Raw genomic sequence first — 16572 nt, forward strand, 5'->3', positions numbered from 1 at the left:
CGGTCCAGGATCGCCCCGATCGCAAGGGTTCGGACGATGGCCGGGGTCGGGGATACGGGAGATCGGCTCGCCTGGGTCGATATCGCCAAGGGGATCTGCATCCTCCTGGTCGTCATGATGCATTCGGTCATCGGCACCGGCGAGGCCATGGGCGGCGAGGGCTTCCTCCACCCGGTCGTCGCCTTCGCGAAGCCGTTCCGCATCCCGGACTTCTTCCTGCTCTCCGGACTGTTCGTCGGGCGGGTGATCGACCGCGACTGGCGCCTGTTCTCCGACCGTCGGGTCGTCCACTTCGCCTATTTCTATCTGCTCTGGCTGGTGATCCAGTCGGCCGCGAAGTACGGCAAGATCGTCGGCGATGCCGGTCCCGCGGCCTTCGCGGCGCACCTCGCCCACGCGCTGATTGAGCCCTATTCCAGCCTCTGGTTTATCTACCTGCTGGCGGTGTTCTCGGTCGTCACGAAGGCCCTGCGCCGGGTGCCCGGCGGCGTGCTCCTCGCCGGCGCCGCCCTGCTGCAGATCGCCGACATCCGCAGCGACTCGACGCTGATCGAGGAGTTCTGCGCCCGCTACGTGTACTTCGTCGCGGGCTACCTGTTCGCCGGGCGGATCTTCGCGCTCGCGGACGCGGCGCGCCGCCGCGTCCCGCTCGCCCTGCTCGGCCTCGCCGCCTGGGCGATCCTGGAGGGCTGGCTCGCGCTCACTCCATCGGGCCTGCCGGAGCACCCGACGCTGGCCAGCCTGCCACTGGTGAGCCTCGCCCTCGGCGCCGCCGGTGCCCTCGCGATCGTCGTGGCGGCTTCCCTGATCGGCCGCGCCGGCGGCCCGGTCGCCGAGGCGGTCCGGACCTGCGGCCAGCGCTCGATCGTGATCTACCTCGCCTTCTCGCTGCCGATGGCGGCGACCCGCGAGGTCCTCGTGCGCACCGGCGCGATCGCCGATATCGGCCTCGCGAGCCTGACGGTCATAGCAGTGGCGGTGATGCTGCCCCTGGCGCTGGAGCGACTGGTCCGCGGAACGGTGCTCGACTGCCTGTTCGTGCGGCCGCGCTGGTTCCGGCTCGTCGGGTCGGGCTCCCGGCCACGCCCGGCCCTGCAGGCGACCTGAAGGGGCTCAGCCCTCGAAGGCGATGCCGATCCGCCGGCTGCGCCGCCACGCCACGGTGGCCGGGCGCGGTTCGGTGCCGGCGCTCACGCGCAGCGGGAAGCGGTCCGGCACGGCCTGATCGTCCTCGACCTCGATCTGCGCGCCCACGTCGGTGGCGTCCCAGACCAAGCAGCTCACCTCGCCGCCGTCGAGCAGCACCGCGCCGAAGGTGAAGGCGTTCTTGCGGAAAGCGCCGCGGCGATTCTCCGTCATCAGCTCCTCCATCCGATCGAGCGGCTCCGCGGACACGGGCCTCGCGGAGCCGGACGATGCCGGATGGCGGTTAACAGGGCAAATACGTTCCCGTGCCTGCCCTGCTCGGCCGAGATCAGTACTCGTCCGGATCGCCCCGGTAGCGCCGCGGTCCCGGACCATAATCGTCGTCGTAGGGGCGGCGCACCGGCGGGCGATCGTAGTCGCGCCGGTCGCGGTAGGAGTCGCGCCGGTCGTCGTACCCGTCGTTCCGGTAGCCGCCCCCGCCGCCGTAGCCCCCGCCGCCGTAACCGTTGCCGCCGGAATTCCCGCCTCCACCACCGTAGCCACCGCCCCCGCCGCCGACGTTGACGCGCGGCGCGTACCAGCAACTCTTCGCCTGGCCCGGTGCCGGATCGCCGAAGGTCTGGGTGTTGCAGGGCACGACGCCGCCCTGCGGGAACGGCCGACCGTTCGTCCGGCCGGGCACGCCGTAATAGACGTTGGTGGGGTAGGGCATCCGGCAGACGCCGCCCTCTTGCGCGCAGCCGACCAAGTTCACCGTGTCGAGCTGGTAGGCCTGGGCCGGGGCGGGTGCGAGCGCGCCCCCTCCCAGCGTGATGGCCCCGAAGGCCAGAGCGATCCGAATCTGCACGTCCCCGATTCCCCCGTGGTTTGCGGTGCGGGTGCCGAATAATCCGGTCGGCGGCTTCCGGCCAGCGGCCGCGCTCGCTATGGCGTCGCACGAGGATGCGCGCGGGCCGGTCCGCGACCGGCGCGACGGTGATCGGGCGGAACGCCCCGTCGTCGGACGGGTGACGGCGCCCCTGGAGGCCTTGATGAGGGATGCGTCCGCGCAGGAGCTTCTGCTGCTCAGCGCGCTGCAGGAATGCCGGATCCAGCTCGACGCGGCGCGCAGGGACGAGGGGTCCCGCGCCGCTGTCCGGGAGGAGCTCGAGGCCGCGCTCCGCCGCGAGGCCGCGCTCGCGGCGGCGATCGTCGAGGAGCGCGAACGGACGGAGGCCGTCCGCCTCGTGCTTCAGGCGCTGGTGATGAGCCTTCGCCGGTTCGGCCTGCGCCGGCGCCTGTTCCGGGCGCGCATCGCCCGGCTCGGCCGCGAGACGCCGGATTCCGGTCCGCCGGCGGCGCGCCACGCGGTGCTGCTCACCGAGGCCCGGCGGGTGCTCGGCGAGCCGTCCACCAAACCGCCGGCCGAGCGGTGAGGCCGTNGGCGCCGGCGCCTCACGGCGCGGCGCCGGCGCCGCCGGGCGCTCCGGCCTGGACGATCAGGGCCGTCAGGACGCCGAGCGGCAGGACGAGGCTGCCGAAGGCGAGGTGCGCGATCCCGAAGGCGCCGACGAGCGCACCGATGGCGAAGGCCGCGATCGCAGGGAGCACGCGCAGGAATCGCTTCCGGGTCTGATCGCGCTGCTCGCCGCTGCACAGAAGGATGTCGGTCGCGTCGATGACGGCTTGGCTGACGCTCACCGTCATGACCGTCGTGGGTGCGAGATGGCCGAGGGACAGGCGGCCGATAGCGTTCTGCAGGCCCATGGCCGCGACCGCCAGCATGCCGACCGCGATGGACGCGGCACTGTCCGCCGCGCCGAGGGGCGACCACGCGGTGCCGCACAGCCCGAACCCTGCGAGCAGGGCCACCTCGACCGCGAGCAGCCAGGGCAGCGGGTCGAGCGCCCGCCGTTCCAGCGCCAGGGCCAGAACCCGCGCGCCCGCCACCGCCCCGACGAAGACGGGCAGCGCCAGGAGCTTGGCCACCATGCCGCCGGAGCTCGCGACCAGCTCGGCGCCGATCAGGACGAAGTTGCCGGTCACGTGGGCGGTGAAGAGACCGGTCAGGGCGATGAAGGCCGCCGCGTCGACGAATCCGGCGACGAAGGCCAGGGCGGCGCCCGCGGTGCGGTCGCGCCCCACGGTCTGCGATCGCGCGGGACGGGTCATCGGCTCAGTCGCCGAACGGTGTCGCCGTCAGGCCGACCGGCACCTGCGGGTTCGCGAAGTAGCCCGGCCAGCGATCGCAGAGGTACAGGATCACGACCAGGACGGTGGCGGTCGCCAGCAGCGAGGCGAGCACCTCGGTGACCTGCGTCGCCCATCTCCCGAGCGTCGGTATCGCCACGAGGCCGCCGACGAACAGCGTGGTCATGATCACGGGTGCGGACATCGGACGGGGCTTCGCGGCGCGGCTCAGGGACGGGTCTGTCCGGGACCCTAACGCCGCGCGGCGTCCCAGGGTTACCGATATCGGTTATCGTGAACCATGATAGGCAATCCGAACATCGAGCTGCTGCGCTCGTTCCTGGCCGTCGTCGAGAGCAGCAGCTTCACGGCAGCGGCCCAGACGCTCGGTCTGCGGCAATCGACGGTCAGCGGGCACATCGCGCGTCTGGAGCGGGCTCTCGGGCGCGCGCTCCTGACGCGCGACACGCACCGGGTCGCCCCGACGCCGGACGGTCAGGTCCTGATCGGCTTCGCCCGCGACGTGGTGGAGGCGCAGGACCGGCTGCGCGCCTTCTTCTCGCCGGGCGGCCTGCGCGGACGCATCCGCCTCGGCGTTTCCGAGGACTACACCCTGTCGACCCTGGCGAAGGTCCTGGCCGGCTTCGCCGATCGGCACAACGCGGTCGATCTCCAGATCACGGTCGGGCTGAGCCGAACTCTCTACCAGGGCTACGACGCGGGCGAGCTCGACGTGATCTTCTGCAAGCGCCGTCGCGGCGATCCGCGTGGGACCCTGGCCTGGGCGGAGGACCTGATCTGGGCAGGCCGCCCCGGCGCCGTTCCGGATCCCGACAAACCCTTGCCCCTGGTGCTCTACCCGCCGCCCTCGATGACCCGCACCCTGGCGCTCGACGCCCTCGCGGCGGTAGGCCGATCCTGGCGGGTCGCCTGCACCAGTAGCAGCCTGATGGGGTTGCGGGCCGCCGTCGAAGCGGGGCTCGGCGTCGCGCCGCACTCGGCCAAGGTCATGCCGCCGGGCCTCGCCGCGCTCCCCGAGGCGGCCGCTCTGCCCCCGCTCGGCGCGGTCGAGTTCGTCGTGCTCGGTCCGGGGCGCCACCACGCGGCGGCCACCGCGCTGCAGGAGGCGATCCTGGCGAGCACGCGCGAATTGCAGGGCGGCGCGCTAGTCGCGCGCCGTCCCGAAGCTCGGGGTCCGGCCACTCTCCGGACGGATCGGCGCGTTCCTTAACGGATTGGCCAGCCTTTTTCCGCACCGTACCGCGAAGCGGTCACAGACGGTTTCGACAAGGATGGCCGGTGCCGCCGGCCCCCGCGTCGTTTCCGGACGGGGCGCGAAACCGCCGCATTTGGCGTGCGGAAACCGTTCCGCGGCGTGCCTGACGGACGCGCGTCGTGGCGGAACAGTCGAAGACGGGATGCATGGCCAAGGGTCGGGGCAGGATTGAGCCGAATTTCGACGTGCCCGAGGGGCGCGCGCGGGACCGCGGCGAACTCGACCTGCGCCTGACCCGCGAGGACCGTCCCGGGGCAGGAGACGGCGTGGCGAAGCGAGCGGGCGGCGGGGCGCGGCAGCCGGGCAAGGCGCCGGCGCGGACTACGGGGCGGGCGAAGGCCTCGGGGCGCGGCCGACGCCGCCGCTCCTGGCTCGGCCGCATCGTCTACGGGACCGTCGTCCTCGGCCTCTGGGGTGTGATCGGCCTCGCCGGCCTCATCGCCTACCACGCGTCGCAATTGCCGCCGATCGACCAGCTGGCGGTGCCGAAGCGGCCGCCCAACATCGCCATCCTGGCCAGCGACGGTTCCCTGCTCGCCAACCGCGGCGAGACCGGCGGTCGGGTCGTGTCGATCAAGGAGCTGCCGCCCTACCTGCCGCGCGCTTTCGTGGCGATCGAGGATCGGCGCTTCTACCAGCATTTCGGCGTCGATCCGGTCGGCATCCTGCGCGCCATCGGCCAGAACCTGACCCGGCGCGGCGTTGCGCAGGGCGGCTCGACCCTCACCCAGCAGCTCGCCAAGAATCTGTTCCTGACACCGGAGCGCTCCGCGTCGCGCAAGATCCAGGAGGCGATCCTCGCGCTCTGGCTCGAGCACAAGTACACCAAGGACGAGATCCTCGAACTCTACCTGAACCGCGTCTACTTCGGCGCCGGCGCCTACGGGGTCGAGGCGGCGGCGCAGCGCTACTTCGGCAAGCCCGCCAAGGAGGTGAGCCTCGCGCAGGCCGCGATGCTCGGCGGCCTCGTGCAGGCGCCCTCGCGCCTCGCCCCGAACCGCAACCTCCCGGCCGCCCAGGCCCGCGCCGCGCAGGTGCTCGCCGCCATGCAGGAGCTGGGCTTCGCGTCGGCACAGGACGTCAAGGTGGCGCTCGCCCAGCCGGCCAGGCCCGCCAACGCCCGCGGCGGCGGGTCGGCCAACTACGTCGCCGACCTCGTCATGGACGTGCTCGACGACTACGTCGGCAAGTTCGACACCGACATCACGGTCCAGACCACGGTCGATCCCGGCCTCCAGGCCGCCGCCGAGAAGGCGCTCACCGACGAGCTCAACGCCAAGGGCACGCGCTACAACGTCAGCCAGGGGGCGCTGGTCTCGATGCGGCCCGACGGCGCCATCCGCGCCCTGATCGGCGGCCGCGACTACGCGCAGAGCCAGTTCAACCGGGCCACGACCGCCAAGCGCCAGCCCGGCTCCTCGTTCAAGCCCTTCGTGTACCTCGCCGCCGTCGAGCACGGCGCCACGCCCGACACGGTCCGGGAGGACGCGCCGATCCGGATCGGCAACTGGGCGCCGGAGAACTACTCCCACCGCTACGAGGGGCCCGTCACCCTGCGGACGGCGCTCGCCCAGTCGCTCAACACCGTCGCGGTGCGCCTCGGCCAGGAGGTCGGGCCGAAGACCGTGGTCCAGACCGCACAGCGGCTCGGCATCACCTCGCCGCTTCAGGCCAATGGCTCCATCGCCCTCGGCACGTCCGAGGTCACGCTCCTGGAGATGGTCGGCGCCTACGGAGCCTTCGCCAACGGCGGCATCGGCGTGATCCCCTACGTGGTCACCGCCGTGAAGAGCCAGGACGGGAAGGTGCTCTACAAGCGCTCCGACAACGGTCTGGGTCGGGTCATCGACGCCAATGCCGATGGCATGATGAACGCCATGATGCACGAGACCTTCGTGAGCGGCACCGGCAAGAAGGCCGACATCCCGGGATGGGATCTCGCCGGCAAGAGCGGCACCACCCAGGATTACCGCGACGCGTGGTTCATGGGCTTCTCGGGCAGCCTCGTGACCGGGGTCTGGCTCGGCAACGACGACGGCGAACTCACCAAGAAGGTCACTGGCGGCAACCTGCCGGCGGAGATCTGGAAGACCTACATGACCCAGGCGCTGAAGGGACAGACACCGGTCCCGCTCCCGGGCCTCAATCGCTGGCGCCGGCAGCCGGAGACGACCGCCTCGGTCGCGAGCGCCGCCCCGGCCGGCCCGGGTGGTCTCCTGGGTCAGATCCTCGGTGAGCCTGATGCGCCCGCGCCGCGCCAGGCCGCACCGGCGCGGCGCGGCCAGAAGGATGACCGCAACTTCATCGAGAAGCTGTTCGGCATCGGGGACTGACGGTCCGCCTGCGACGGGGTCACGCGACGGCGCGCGTCACGGGCATGAGTCCGCCCGCGGCGCGCGCCGTCCTTTCTCAGCCCGACGACGGTCGCGTTCCGGTCCGAGGCGCGTCTGCACTGACAGGCGTGCCGGGCTGCATTTGTATTGATGGCAATTCGGCGCTTCTTAATGCTGCTAATAACCCCTTTTTCAATCTTCGCCGCCGTAAGATCGGGTCGACACTGAGTCCGTCGACCGCAATGGCGCGGTCGGCGACAGCCCGATCGAGCCGATGCTCCTGCGCGCGACCGCCACAGCGATCCGAGCCCATCTCGACGATCGCGCCTCGCGCCTGATCGCGGCGGGCGGCACATGCCTGCTGGCCTGCCTGGCACTGCTCGGCGCCTATCTCTGCCTCGACCTGCGCGACATCGCCTGGCACAACGCGCGCCGCAACGCCGGGAACCTCCTGGCGGTGATCGAGGAGGGCGTCGGTCACAGCCTGAGGATCTACGACCTCTCCCTGCAGAGCTCCGCACGGCTCGCGAGCCGCGCCGACATCGCGGCCCTGGGCCCGGATCTGCGGCGCCTGGCCCTGTTCGACACCGCCGCGGCGGGATCCGGCCTCGGCCCGATCGCCGTCACGGACGCGGCCGGCGACGTCCGGCTGACGAGCGATCCCGGCGTGCGGACCCGGCCCAACCTGAGTGCCCTGCCGGACTTCCAGATCCACCGTGCGGACCCGGATGCGGGCCTGATCCTGTCCGGACCGACCGAATCCCTCCTGACCGGGGAGCCGATCATCCGCATGACCCGGCGAATCCAGACGCCCGACGGCGCGTTCGGCGGGATTGTTTCCGGGTCGATCAAGCTCGCCCATTTCCAGGCCCTGTTCGAGCGCCTGCACTTCGACGACGGCATCGCTCTGAACGTCTTCCATCGGGACGGGACGCTCCTGATCCGGGCGCCCGCGCGGCCGCAGGCGCTCGGTCACAGCATCAGCACGAGCCCCGGCTACCAGATGTACCGGTCCAAGCCGCGCGGCGAGTTCCAGGGTCGCTCGTTCCTCGACGGCGTGGAGCGTGTCTACAGCTTCGCCGATCTCGAGGACCTGCCGCTGATCGTGACGGTGGCGACGGATGTCGACAGCATCCGCGGCGTCTGGATCTACAAGGCGGCGATCGTCGGCGTCCTGATCCTGTGCCTCTGCGGCCTCTCCTTCGGCCTGACGGTCCTGCTGCACCGGGAGGTCGGGCGCCACGTGGCCGCGGAGGCCTCTACCCGCGAGGCCAACGCCGCGCTCGCGGTTCTCGCCCGGACCGACGGCCTGACAGGCCTGCCGAACCGGCGCAGCTACGACGAGCACTTCGCCGTGGAGTGGAAGCGGGCCGCCCAGCTCCGGACGCCCCTGGCGCTGATGATCGTCGATGCCGACCACTTCAAGCAGTTCAACGATCGCTTCGGCCACCAGCGCGGCGACGAGGTGCTCAGGGCGGTCGCAGGCTGCCTGCAGCGGACCCTCGACACCACCGGGCTCAGCTTCCGGATCGGCGGCGAGGAATTCGTCGCCCTTCTTCCCGGCCTCGACGCGACGGCCGCCAGCGTGGCGGCGGAGCGCATCCGCCGCGCCGTGGTGAACCTCCGCATCCCCCACGCTCCGGAGGTCGGGGGCAGCGCCACCGTCAGCATCGGCATCGCCAGCGCCGATCCGGGCGGCGGCGATCCGCCCGAAGGCCTGTTCACGGCGGCGGACGCGGCCCTCTACGCGGCCAAGAAGGCCGGCCGCAACCGGGTCCGCGCCGCCGCGCCGGTCGATCCGGTGCCTCTGGCGCTGCCGGCTTGAGCCGGCACGCCGCTCAGAGCATCGGCAGCATCCGGGGGCGCGGCCCGCGCGGGAAATGCGCGTCGATCAGGGCGAGCTCGGCCGCGCCCAGGTGCAGGTCCGCCGCGCCGGCATTCTCGACGGCCCGGCCCGGGCGCCCGGTCTTGGGGATCGTGAACGTCCCTGGCAGCCGGGTCAGGTAGGCGAGGGCGACCGCGTAGGGCGACGTGCCGTGGTTCTGCGCGATGCCCGCCAGGACGCGGCCGCCGGCGCTGGCCGGATCGGGGAAGTCGCCGCTGCCGAAGGGCGAGTAGCCGACCATCGCGACACCGTGCTTCTCGCACCAGGGCAGCACCGCGTGCTCGATGGCCCGCTCATTCAGGTGGTAGAGGACCTGATTGCAGGCGATCCGGTCCGGCCCCGCGATGGCGAGGAGGCGGTCGAGGTCCTCGACGTCGAAGTTGCTGACGCCCCAGGACAGGATCTTGCCCGCCCGGCGCAGGTCCTCGAACCCCGCGACCGTCTCCTCCAGCGGGTGCTGGCCCGGCCAGTGCAGCAGGTAGCAATCCAGCCGGTCCGTCCGCAGCCGCCGGAGCGAGGCCTCGCAGGCCCGCGCGACGCCCCGGCGCGTCGCGTTGCCCGGCACCACCTTCGAGACGAGGAACACTTCCTCGCGGCAATCCGCGACGGCGGCGGCGACGATCGCCTCCGCGTCGCCGTACATCTCCGCGGTGTCGACATGGGTCATGCCGGCGTCGATCCCGGCCCGCAGCGCCCGGATCGCGTCCGTCCGGTCCGAACTGTCGATGTGCCACGTGCCCTGGCCGATGACCGGCACAGAGACGCGCGTCGCGCCGAAGCTCCTGGCGTACATGGCAGCGCTCCCTCTTCGCTGTCGCAGGGGGTTGCAGGCGGCGGTCCGGTCGTGTCCCCGGCCGCCGACGTATCACGGCTCGGCCGCGCAACAACCCGGCACGCCTTACTCGCGCCATGTTGGGGCGTTGAGCAATGGCACGCGGCCTTCCGCGGCGCTAAACTTTAGGCCCATGCCTCGAGTCCGGCGGCGCGGGCCTGCCGAGCCCGCGCAGCACCGCCGCGCAGGGCCACGCGTCACCCGGACCCGCGCACGGTCCGTCGGCTGGCCATGCTGGAGATGCGTCGATGCTGCCGGCCCACCGGATATTCTGGGGTCTGATCCTGCTGGCAGCGGCCGGCGCGGGCTTGCTCTACAACATCATCTTCGCCGCCGGCGCCTCGCCCCTCGCCGGCTTCACCTACGGCCTCTGCATGGGCGCCACGGTGCTGGCCTTCGACCGCGGGCTGATCCTGGCCGGTCTCCAGGCGCGGATCCGGCGGCTGCCGGCCTGGCTCTACGTGCTGGCCGCGGAACTCGCCTACGTGCTGATGATCATGGCGGGCAACGCGCTGGGCGGCCTCCTGGTCTGGGCCTTCGCGCTGACACCGGACGACCTCACGACCGCGACCCGCATGACCGCACGGGTCCTTGCCTACGCCCTGGCCGTCTCGGGCCTGCTGGTCTTCGTCATCCGGATGCGCGACCTGATCGGCGGCGAGGTGTTCGTGAACTTCATGATCGGCCGCTACCACAAGCCGGTGGCGGAGGAGCGGGTCTTCCTGTTCCTCGACGTGGTCGGCTCCACGGCCTTCGCGGAGACCCACGGCGACCTGCGGGCCCAGGAGTACCTGAGCGCGGTGTTCGCCACGCTGGCCGAGCCCGTGCGGCGCAACGGCGGCTCGGTGGACGACTACGTCGGCGACCTCGCCATGGTGACGTGGCCGATGGCCCGCGGCCTGAAGGACGCGCGCTGCGTGACCTGCGTGTTCGAGGTGCTCGACCGGATCGAGGCTGACGCTGCGGCCTGGCAAGCCCGGTTCGGCACGGTCCCGCGGCTGCGGGCGGCGCTGCACGGCGGCTCGGTGGTCACGGCCGAGGTCGGGGTCGACCGCCACAAGATCGCGTATTTCGGCGACGCCGTGAACGTGACGTCGCGCATCGAGGCCCTGTGCCGGCCGCTCGGCGTCGGCATCCTGATCTCGCAGGACCTTCTCAACCGCCTGCCGCGCCTCCCGGCCGGCGTGCGCGCGCGGTCCCTCGGCGCCCACGCGCTCCGCGGCCGCGGTGCGNCCGCTCGGTCAGGATGGGCGCGAGGGCATGCAGGTCCTTGCAGACCGAGCCCTCGCGGATCAGCACGGTCATGCCCTTCGAGAGCTTCTCGCTGGCCTCCGCGGGCGATGTCGCCTCGTGCTCCGTGCGGATGCCCGCCGCCGGGACCGCGCCGATCGCGGCGGCGAGCAACCCCGATTCGAACTCGCCGAGCTCGTTCGAGGCGCCGATGAACACCGTGTTGACCGCCGAGACGCGGCCGCGCATCGCGTCCGGCGTCTCGCCCTGCACGAAGGTCTGGCGCACGTAGACCGAGATCATGTCGGCCGCCCCCGTGACGAACAGGCAGGCCATCGACAGCGGCAGCGACGTCGACAGCCCGAACGCGACCGTGGCGGCGCCGAACACCGCGGCGGCCCGCAGCATGCGCACCCCCGCGTGGCGCCGCAGGGGGTAGTTCGCCAGCAGCACCGCCGTGGCGACCGCTCCGAAGGCCGGCATGCTCCGGAGCGCGCCGAGGCCGAGCGGGCCGACATGCAGCACCTCCGCCGCGTAGATCGGCAGCAGCGCCGTGGCGCCGCCGAGCAGCACCGTGAACAGGTCGAGGCTGATCGCCCCGAGCACCACCGGCTGGGAGCGGATGTAGTCGATCCCGGCCGAGAGCGCGGCCCAGGTGATCGGCGGCCGCTCGCTCACCGCCGCCGGCCGGAAGCGGATCAGCAGGGTCAGGAGGCTCGCCAGGGCGAAGCTGCCCCCTGCCCCGCCGAACACGACGGCGGGTCCGAGGGCGTAGAGGAAGCCGCCGAGCGCCGGCCCCATCACCGACGCGCTCTGCCAGAGGGAGGCGTTCCACGCGATCGCCGAGCTGAATTGCGGTCCGGGCACCAGGGTCGGCAGCAGCGCCTGGAGGGCCGGGTTGGCGAAGGCCCGGGCCGTACCGACGACGATGACGAGGGCGTAGATCGGCCAGACGGTGTGCACGCCCGTGAGGGCGCAGGCGAGGAGGCCGAGGCTCGCGGCGCTCTGCAGCGCGAAGGCGGCCGCGCCGACGAGGCGCCGGTCGTAGGCGTCCGCGACGTGGCCGGTGACCAGGGCACACAGCACCGCCGGCAGGAAGCCCGCGAGGCCCACGAGACCCAGCGCCAGGGCGGAGTGGGTCAGGTCGTAGACGTACCAGCCGATCGCCACCGCCTGCATCTGGTAGGCGAGGCCCGTGAGGAACCGGGCCGAGCCGAACAGGCGGAAGTCACCGATGCCGAAGACGGCCCAGCCGGAACGATCATGCGCGGACATGCCCCCTGCTGCGCGGGACCGACCGAAGAATCAAGCGCTACGGCGACGTTCTCCGGTCGGATGCCGGCGGCTCCGGCCGGCTCGACTGCAGCGTCAGGGTGGGCTTGCGGGGCAGCGGGGGCGGTGGAGGCGGCGGCGGTGGCAGGACGGGCGGCCTGGGTTCGGGCAATTCGCTTCGGGCCGCGCCCCCAACGTCGGTCGGGAACGTGCAGGTGACCCGGGTGCCGGTGCCCGGCGCCGTCTCCAGCAGGACCCGGCCGCCGTGCAGCTCGACGAAGGAGCGCACGATCGACAGGCCCAGGCCGACGCCCCGGTGGCGCGTGCCGAGGGTGTGGCTCTCGAACCGGTTGAACACCGAATCGGCGATCTCGGGCGGCATGCCCCGGCCGTGGTCGCGTACGCTCAGGACGAGCTCCTGCGCGGTCCGGCGGGCATGGACCTCCACCCGCTGGCCGGCATCCGAGAAGCCGACGGCGTTCGAGAGCAGGTTGAACAGGATCTGGCGCACCCGCTTCCCGTCGGCGTGGACGCTGCCGATATCCTCCGGCATGTCGAGGGCGAGGGTGATGTGCGATTCCGCGAGGCGGTCCTCGATGCCGCGCACCGCGGCCTCGACGGTGGCCTGGACGTCGACCTCCTCGCGCTGCAGCTCCAGCGACCCGGCGTCGATCGAGGCGAGGTCGAGGATGTCGTTGATGATGACGAGCAGCGCCGCCGAGGAGCGCATGATGTGGTCGGCGTACTCGCGCTGCCGCTCGTTGAGCGCCCCGACGGTCTCGTCGCCGAGGAGCTGGGTGAAGCCGATGATGTTGGTGAGCGGGGAGCGCAGCTCGTAGGAGACGTGGTGCACGAAGGTGTCGCGCAGCTGCGCGGCCTTCTCCAAGGCGTCGTTCTTCTCGGTGAGCGCCCGCTCGACGTTCACGCTCGCCGTGACGTCGATCAGGGTCAGGAGCGTCGCGCCCTCCGGGAGCGGCTGCGCGGCGCAGTCGAGGACGGTGCCGTCGACCACCTCCAGGCGGCACGTCCGGGCGGTGCGCGATTCGAGGCCGACCACCGCGTCGCGGATGTCGAGCCACGGCTCCTCGGCCGGGGCGAGCGCCCGGCAGGCGGCGATCACCGCGTCGACGTGCGGGCGCTCCTCGACCATCTCCGGGTCGAGCCGCCACACGGTGAAGAAGGCGCAGTTGGCGAGGGACAGGCGCCCGTCCGCGCCGAACACGGCCACCGGCTCGGCCAGCGTGTCCAGGGTCTCGGCCTGCAGGCGGCGCAGGGCGTTGTAGCGCGACTCGGCGTTCAGGCGGTCGGAGACGTCGTCGAAAAGGTAGGTCAGGCCGCCCTGCGGGTTCGGATCCGCGACCACGCGCAAGGTCCGCCCGTCGGGCAGGTACCACCAGGTCTGGTTCGCCTCAGCGGCCCGGTAGGCGGACAGGACGCCCTGCTTCCAGCCGCGGAAATCCGCGTGCTCCTCGAGCTTGCGCTCCGACCGCAGGTGGTCGAGGATCTCGCCGTCGGAGGGGCGGCCGTCGAGGAAGGCCTGGTCGAGGTCCCAGAGCTGCCGGTAGGCGGCGTTGTGGAAGATCAGCCGCTGCGAGACGTCGAACATCGCGACCGCGGTCGGCAGCTGGTCCAGGGTCCGGACGTTGGCGTTCATCTGCCGCTGCAGATCGGCGCGCACGCTCTCGAGCTCCGACACGTCGATGGCGATCCCGACGCGGCCGGTCTCCAGCCCGGTCTCGAACACGTCGAGCATCCGCCGGTTGCCGGCCACGATGGCCGAGAGGCGCGGGACGCTCCGGGTCAGGCCGGCGGACCGGGCCGCCTCCTCGCGGGCGATCGTCTCCCGGGCCGGCCGGTCGAACAGCTCCAGGCCGGCGTCGAGGGCGGCCTCGCGGCTCTCCGCCTCGACCGCCGCCACGTAGGCGGCGTTGACCCAGCTCAGCCCGCCGTCGCGGTTACGCCGCCAGACCGGCTGCGGGATCGCGTCGAGGAGCCCCGACAGGGCCGACAGCCCGCGGCGGGTCTCGTCCAGGGTCGCGCGCAGGTCGGCGATCTCGCAGCGCTCCTGGCTGGTCTCGCGCAGGCGCAGGAGTGCCCGCCCCGCCACGGCCTGACCGTGCGCCTCGACGCTGCGTCCGGTCTGGGTCCGCAGGCTCAGCGCGAAGCTGGTGCCGCGCGCCCGCAGGGTCTCGACGGCGGCTTCCACGGCGGTCGCGTCGGCGGCGACGAGCCAGGTCCCGAAGGCCAGCACGCGGCGGGCGTAGCCGGAGGTCGGCCGCTCGCCGTGGATGGCGAGGCTGATGTCGCCCTCGACGACCGGCTCGCTGCGCTGGTCCCAGGTGACGAGGATCTGCCGCTCGGCGTTGAGCAGCATCTCGGCCCGGTCGTGGGCGCCGCGCAGGACGTCGAGGGTCCCGGCGAGCTCGCGCTCGCGCCGGGTCCACCGCCCGCGTTCGTAGAGGTGCAGGAGCGACAGGATCACCGCGAAGGCCACGAGGCCGCCGAAGATCGCCAGCGCGGCCACGCTGTGGATCTCCCGCGCGGGATGCGCGGCGGTGGCCTCCGGCAGCTCGGCCAGGGCCGCGCTCGCCGTCGTCAGGGCGAGCGCGCCCACGCCGATCCGAACGTGTGTCGCACGACCGACACCCATGGTTTGCCCCGCCCCCGTACCCGATGGCTGTCCGACCGGCGCGCGTCGCCGCGCGGCGCAGAAGGCACCGTTCCCGCGGCGATTCTCCCGAAGCGCCGCAGCCCCATCGATCTAAGATTCGCCCGCACTCTACAGTGCGGCGGAATCGCCCCGGAAGGGGAACGAAGCGTGGCTATGGGCCGACCCGGCATAATCAGTCGTTAACGACACACAGAAGACACAGTTCGATTCGTCCGGCGGCGCTTGACAAACGCGAAGGCCCGGCGCAGCGCGCCGGGCCTTCGGATCGTCCGATCGGATTCCCTCGCCGGATCGCAGCGGCACGGTGCCGGCCCCGGAGACGAGGCCGTCCGCGCCGCCGGCGACACGTCGTCAGTAGCGGTAGTGCTCGGGCTTGAACGGGCCGCTCTCGGAGACGCCGATATAGGCGGCCTGATCGGGGCGGAGCTTCGAGAGCTTCACGCCGATCTTCTCCAGGTGCAGGGCCGCCACCTTCTCGTCGAGGGTCTTCGGCAGGGTGTAGACCTGCTTCTGGTATTTGCCCGGGTTCGACCAGAGCTCGATCTGGGCCAGCGTCTGGTTGGTGAACGAGGCCGACATCACGAAGGACGGGTGACCTGTGGCGTTGCCGAGGTTCACCAGGCGGCCCTCCGACAGGAGGATGATGCGGTGGCCGTCCGCGAAGGTGATCTCGTCCACCTGCGGCTTGATGTTCGACCACTTGAGGTTCTTCAGGCCGGCGACCTGGATCTCGTTGTCGAAGTGGCCGATGTTGCAGACGATCGCCCGGTCCTTCATCGCCCGCATGTGGTCGATGGTGATGATGTCCTTGTTGCCCGTGGCGGTGACGAAGATGTCGGCGCGCGGCGCGGCATCCTCCATGGTCACGACCTCGTAGCCCTCCATGGCGGCCTGGAGCGCGCAGATCGGGTCGATCTCCGACACGAGCACGCGGCAGCCGGCGTTGCGCAGGGACGCGGCCGAACCCTTGCCCACGTCGCCGAAGCCCGCGACCATCGCGACCTTGCCGGCCATCATCACGTCGGTGCCGCGGCGGATGCCGTCGACCAGCGACTCCTTGCAGCCGTACAGGTTGTCGAACTTCGACTTGGTGACCGAGTCGTTCACGTTGATCGCCGGGAAGAGCAGCTTGCCCTCCTTGGCCAGCACGTAGAGGCGGTGGACGCCCGTGGTGGTCTCCTCGGACACGCCCTTGATGCTGTCGGCGAGGCCGGCGAACCAGCCCTTCGGCTTCTCGGCGAGCTTGCGCTTGAGGAGCGCGAAGAACACCTCCTCCTCCTCGCTCTCCGGCTTGTCGAGGAAGGCGGTGTCGCCGTTCTCGGCGCGCAGGCCGAGATGGACGAACATCGTCGCGTCGCCGCCGTCGTCGAGGATCATGTTCGGCATGCCGCCGTCGTGCCAGTCGAACAGGCGCGAGGTGTAATCCCAGTACTCCTCCAGGGTCTCGCCCTTCACGGCGAAGACCGGGATGCCGGCGGCCGCGATGGCGGCGGCGGCGTGGTCCTGGGTCGAGTAGATGTTGCAGGAGACCCAGCGGATGTCGGCGCCGAGCGCCTTCAGGGTCTCGATCAGCACGGCGGTCTGGATCGTCATGTGGAGCGAGCCGGCGATCTTCGCGCCCTTGAGGGGCTGCGCGGCGCCGTACTCCTCGCGGACCGCCATCAGGCCCGGCATTTCCGTCTCGGCGATCGAGATCTCCTTCCGGCCGTAATCGGCCAGCCCGATATCCTTGACGATGTAATCCTTGGCCATGAGTCG

13 protein-coding genes and 1 pseudogene are annotated in these 16572 nt (G+C 71.7%); 6 read left to right on the forward strand and 8 right to left on the reverse strand.

Going from position 1 to position 16572, the window contains the following annotated elements; genetic code table 11:
- Positions 1-36 precede the first annotated feature (36 nt).
- A complete protein-coding gene (locus MMR14E_RS22965) occupies positions 37-1107 on the forward strand; it encodes an acyltransferase family protein (RefSeq protein WP_331317484.1) in 1071 nt (356 codons plus the stop codon).
- Between the two features lie 6 nt (positions 1108-1113).
- On the opposite strand, the gene MMR14E_RS22970 is transcribed toward MMR14E_RS22965, so the two are convergent.
- On the reverse strand, positions 1114-1359 hold the full coding sequence (locus MMR14E_RS22970) for a pilus assembly protein PilZ (protein ID WP_331317486.1): 246 nt from the start codon (positions 1357-1359) through the stop codon (positions 1114-1116).
- A gap of 115 nt (positions 1360-1474) precedes the next feature.
- Entirely contained in the window at positions 1475-1993 is a 519-nt protein-coding gene (locus MMR14E_RS22975; RefSeq protein WP_331317487.1) for a hypothetical protein, read from the reverse strand.
- Positions 1994-2177: 184 nt separating this feature from the next.
- On the opposite strand from MMR14E_RS22975, the gene MMR14E_RS22980 reads away from it, so the two are divergent.
- On the forward strand, positions 2178-2561 hold the full coding sequence (locus MMR14E_RS22980; RefSeq protein ID WP_331317488.1) for an ATP-dependent helicase: 384 nt from the start codon (positions 2178-2180) through the stop codon (positions 2559-2561).
- 19 nt (positions 2562-2580) lie between these two features.
- Here MMR14E_RS22980 and MMR14E_RS22985 read toward each other — a convergent pair whose 3' ends face one another.
- Entirely contained in the window at positions 2581-3297 is a 717-nt protein-coding gene (locus tag MMR14E_RS22985) for a YoaK family protein (protein WP_331317489.1), read from the reverse strand.
- 4 nt (positions 3298-3301) lie between these two features.
- Positions 3302-3520, reverse strand: a complete 219-nt coding sequence (locus MMR14E_RS22990) for a hypothetical protein (protein WP_331317490.1) — start codon at positions 3518-3520, stop codon at positions 3302-3304.
- 96 nt (positions 3521-3616) lie between these two features.
- Here MMR14E_RS22990 and MMR14E_RS22995 point away from each other — a divergent pair, with 96 nt between their 5' ends.
- From MMR14E_RS22995 to MMR14E_RS23005, 3 genes are all read left to right on the forward strand, one after another.
- Positions 3617-4546 (forward strand): LysR family transcriptional regulator, encoded by a 930-nt coding sequence (locus tag MMR14E_RS22995; protein WP_331317492.1) that lies wholly within the window; start codon positions 3617-3619, stop codon positions 4544-4546.
- A 191-nt stretch (positions 4547-4737) separates the two neighbouring features.
- A complete protein-coding gene (locus MMR14E_RS23000) occupies positions 4738-6924 on the forward strand; it encodes a transglycosylase domain-containing protein (protein WP_331317493.1) in 2187 nt (728 codons plus the stop codon).
- Between the two features lie 274 nt (positions 6925-7198).
- Complete coding sequence (locus tag MMR14E_RS23005) at positions 7199-8749, forward strand: sensor domain-containing diguanylate cyclase (protein WP_331317494.1); 1551 nt, start codon at positions 7199-7201, stop codon at positions 8747-8749.
- A gap of 13 nt (positions 8750-8762) precedes the next feature.
- Here the strand turns inward: MMR14E_RS23005 and MMR14E_RS23010 are convergent, their stop codons facing one another.
- A complete protein-coding gene (locus MMR14E_RS23010) occupies positions 8763-9602 on the reverse strand; it encodes an aldo/keto reductase (protein WP_331317496.1) in 840 nt (279 codons plus the stop codon).
- A 287-nt stretch (positions 9603-9889) separates the two neighbouring features.
- Here MMR14E_RS23010 and MMR14E_RS23015 point away from each other — a divergent pair.
- A pseudogene (locus tag MMR14E_RS23015) lies at positions 9890-10870 on the forward strand (adenylate/guanylate cyclase domain-containing protein); the annotation flags it as partial.
- Here MMR14E_RS23015 and MMR14E_RS23020 read toward each other — a convergent pair.
- From MMR14E_RS23020 to ahcY, 3 genes are all read right to left on the reverse strand, one after another.
- Positions 10797-12146, reverse strand: coding sequence for an MFS transporter (locus MMR14E_RS23020; RefSeq protein WP_331317498.1), 1350 nt, complete (start codon positions 12144-12146; stop codon positions 10797-10799). The pseudogene MMR14E_RS23015 and the gene MMR14E_RS23020 sit on opposite strands and share 74 nt — an antisense overlap.
- 37 nt (positions 12147-12183) lie before the next feature.
- A complete protein-coding gene (locus MMR14E_RS23025; RefSeq protein WP_331317500.1) occupies positions 12184-14793 on the reverse strand; it encodes a sensor histidine kinase in 2610 nt (869 codons plus the stop codon).
- A gap of 372 nt (positions 14794-15165) precedes the next feature.
- Complete coding sequence (gene ahcY, locus MMR14E_RS23030; protein ID WP_091679894.1) at positions 15166-16566, reverse strand: adenosylhomocysteinase; 1401 nt, start codon at positions 16564-16566, stop codon at positions 15166-15168.
- Between the last annotated feature and the right edge of the window lie 6 nt (positions 16567-16572).

The organism is Methylobacterium mesophilicum, assembly GCF_036441335.1.
GTDB classification, from domain to species: domain Bacteria; phylum Pseudomonadota; class Alphaproteobacteria; order Rhizobiales; family Beijerinckiaceae; genus Methylobacterium; species Methylobacterium mesophilicum_B.

What these genes read in the sequence shown, in the direction of transcription:
- ahcY (WP_091679894.1), bottom strand. Translation starts at nt 16,566, where the DNA reads ATGGCCAAGGATTACATCGTCAAGGATATCGGGCTGGCCGATTACGGC.
- MMR14E_RS23005 (WP_331317494.1), top strand. Translation starts at nt 7,199, where the DNA reads ATGCTCCTGCGCGCGACCGCCACAGCGATCCGAGCCCATCTCGACGAT.
- MMR14E_RS22995 (WP_331317492.1), top strand. Translation starts at nt 3,617, where the DNA reads ATGATAGGCAATCCGAACATCGAGCTGCTGCGCTCGTTCCTGGCCGTC.
- MMR14E_RS22985 (WP_331317489.1), bottom strand. Translation starts at nt 3,297, where the DNA reads ATGACCCGTCCCGCGCGATCGCAGACCGTGGGGCGCGACCGCACCGCG.
- MMR14E_RS23025 (WP_331317500.1), bottom strand. Translation starts at nt 14,793, where the DNA reads ATGGGTGTCGGTCGTGCGACACACGTTCGGATCGGCGTGGGCGCGCTC.
- MMR14E_RS23000 (WP_331317493.1), top strand. Translation starts at nt 4,738, where the DNA reads ATGGCCAAGGGTCGGGGCAGGATTGAGCCGAATTTCGACGTGCCCGAG.
- MMR14E_RS22965 (WP_331317484.1), top strand. Translation starts at nt 37, where the DNA reads ATGGCCGGGGTCGGGGATACGGGAGATCGGCTCGCCTGGGTCGATATC.
- MMR14E_RS22980 (WP_331317488.1), top strand. Translation starts at nt 2,178, where the DNA reads ATGAGGGATGCGTCCGCGCAGGAGCTTCTGCTGCTCAGCGCGCTGCAG.
- MMR14E_RS22990 (WP_331317490.1), bottom strand. Translation starts at nt 3,520, where the DNA reads ATGTCCGCACCCGTGATCATGACCACGCTGTTCGTCGGCGGCCTCGTG.
- MMR14E_RS23010 (WP_331317496.1), bottom strand. Translation starts at nt 9,602, where the DNA reads ATGTACGCCAGGAGCTTCGGCGCGACGCGCGTCTCTGTGCCGGTCATC.
- MMR14E_RS22970 (WP_331317486.1), bottom strand. Translation starts at nt 1,359, where the DNA reads ATGACGGAGAATCGCCGCGGCGCTTTCCGCAAGAACGCCTTCACCTTC.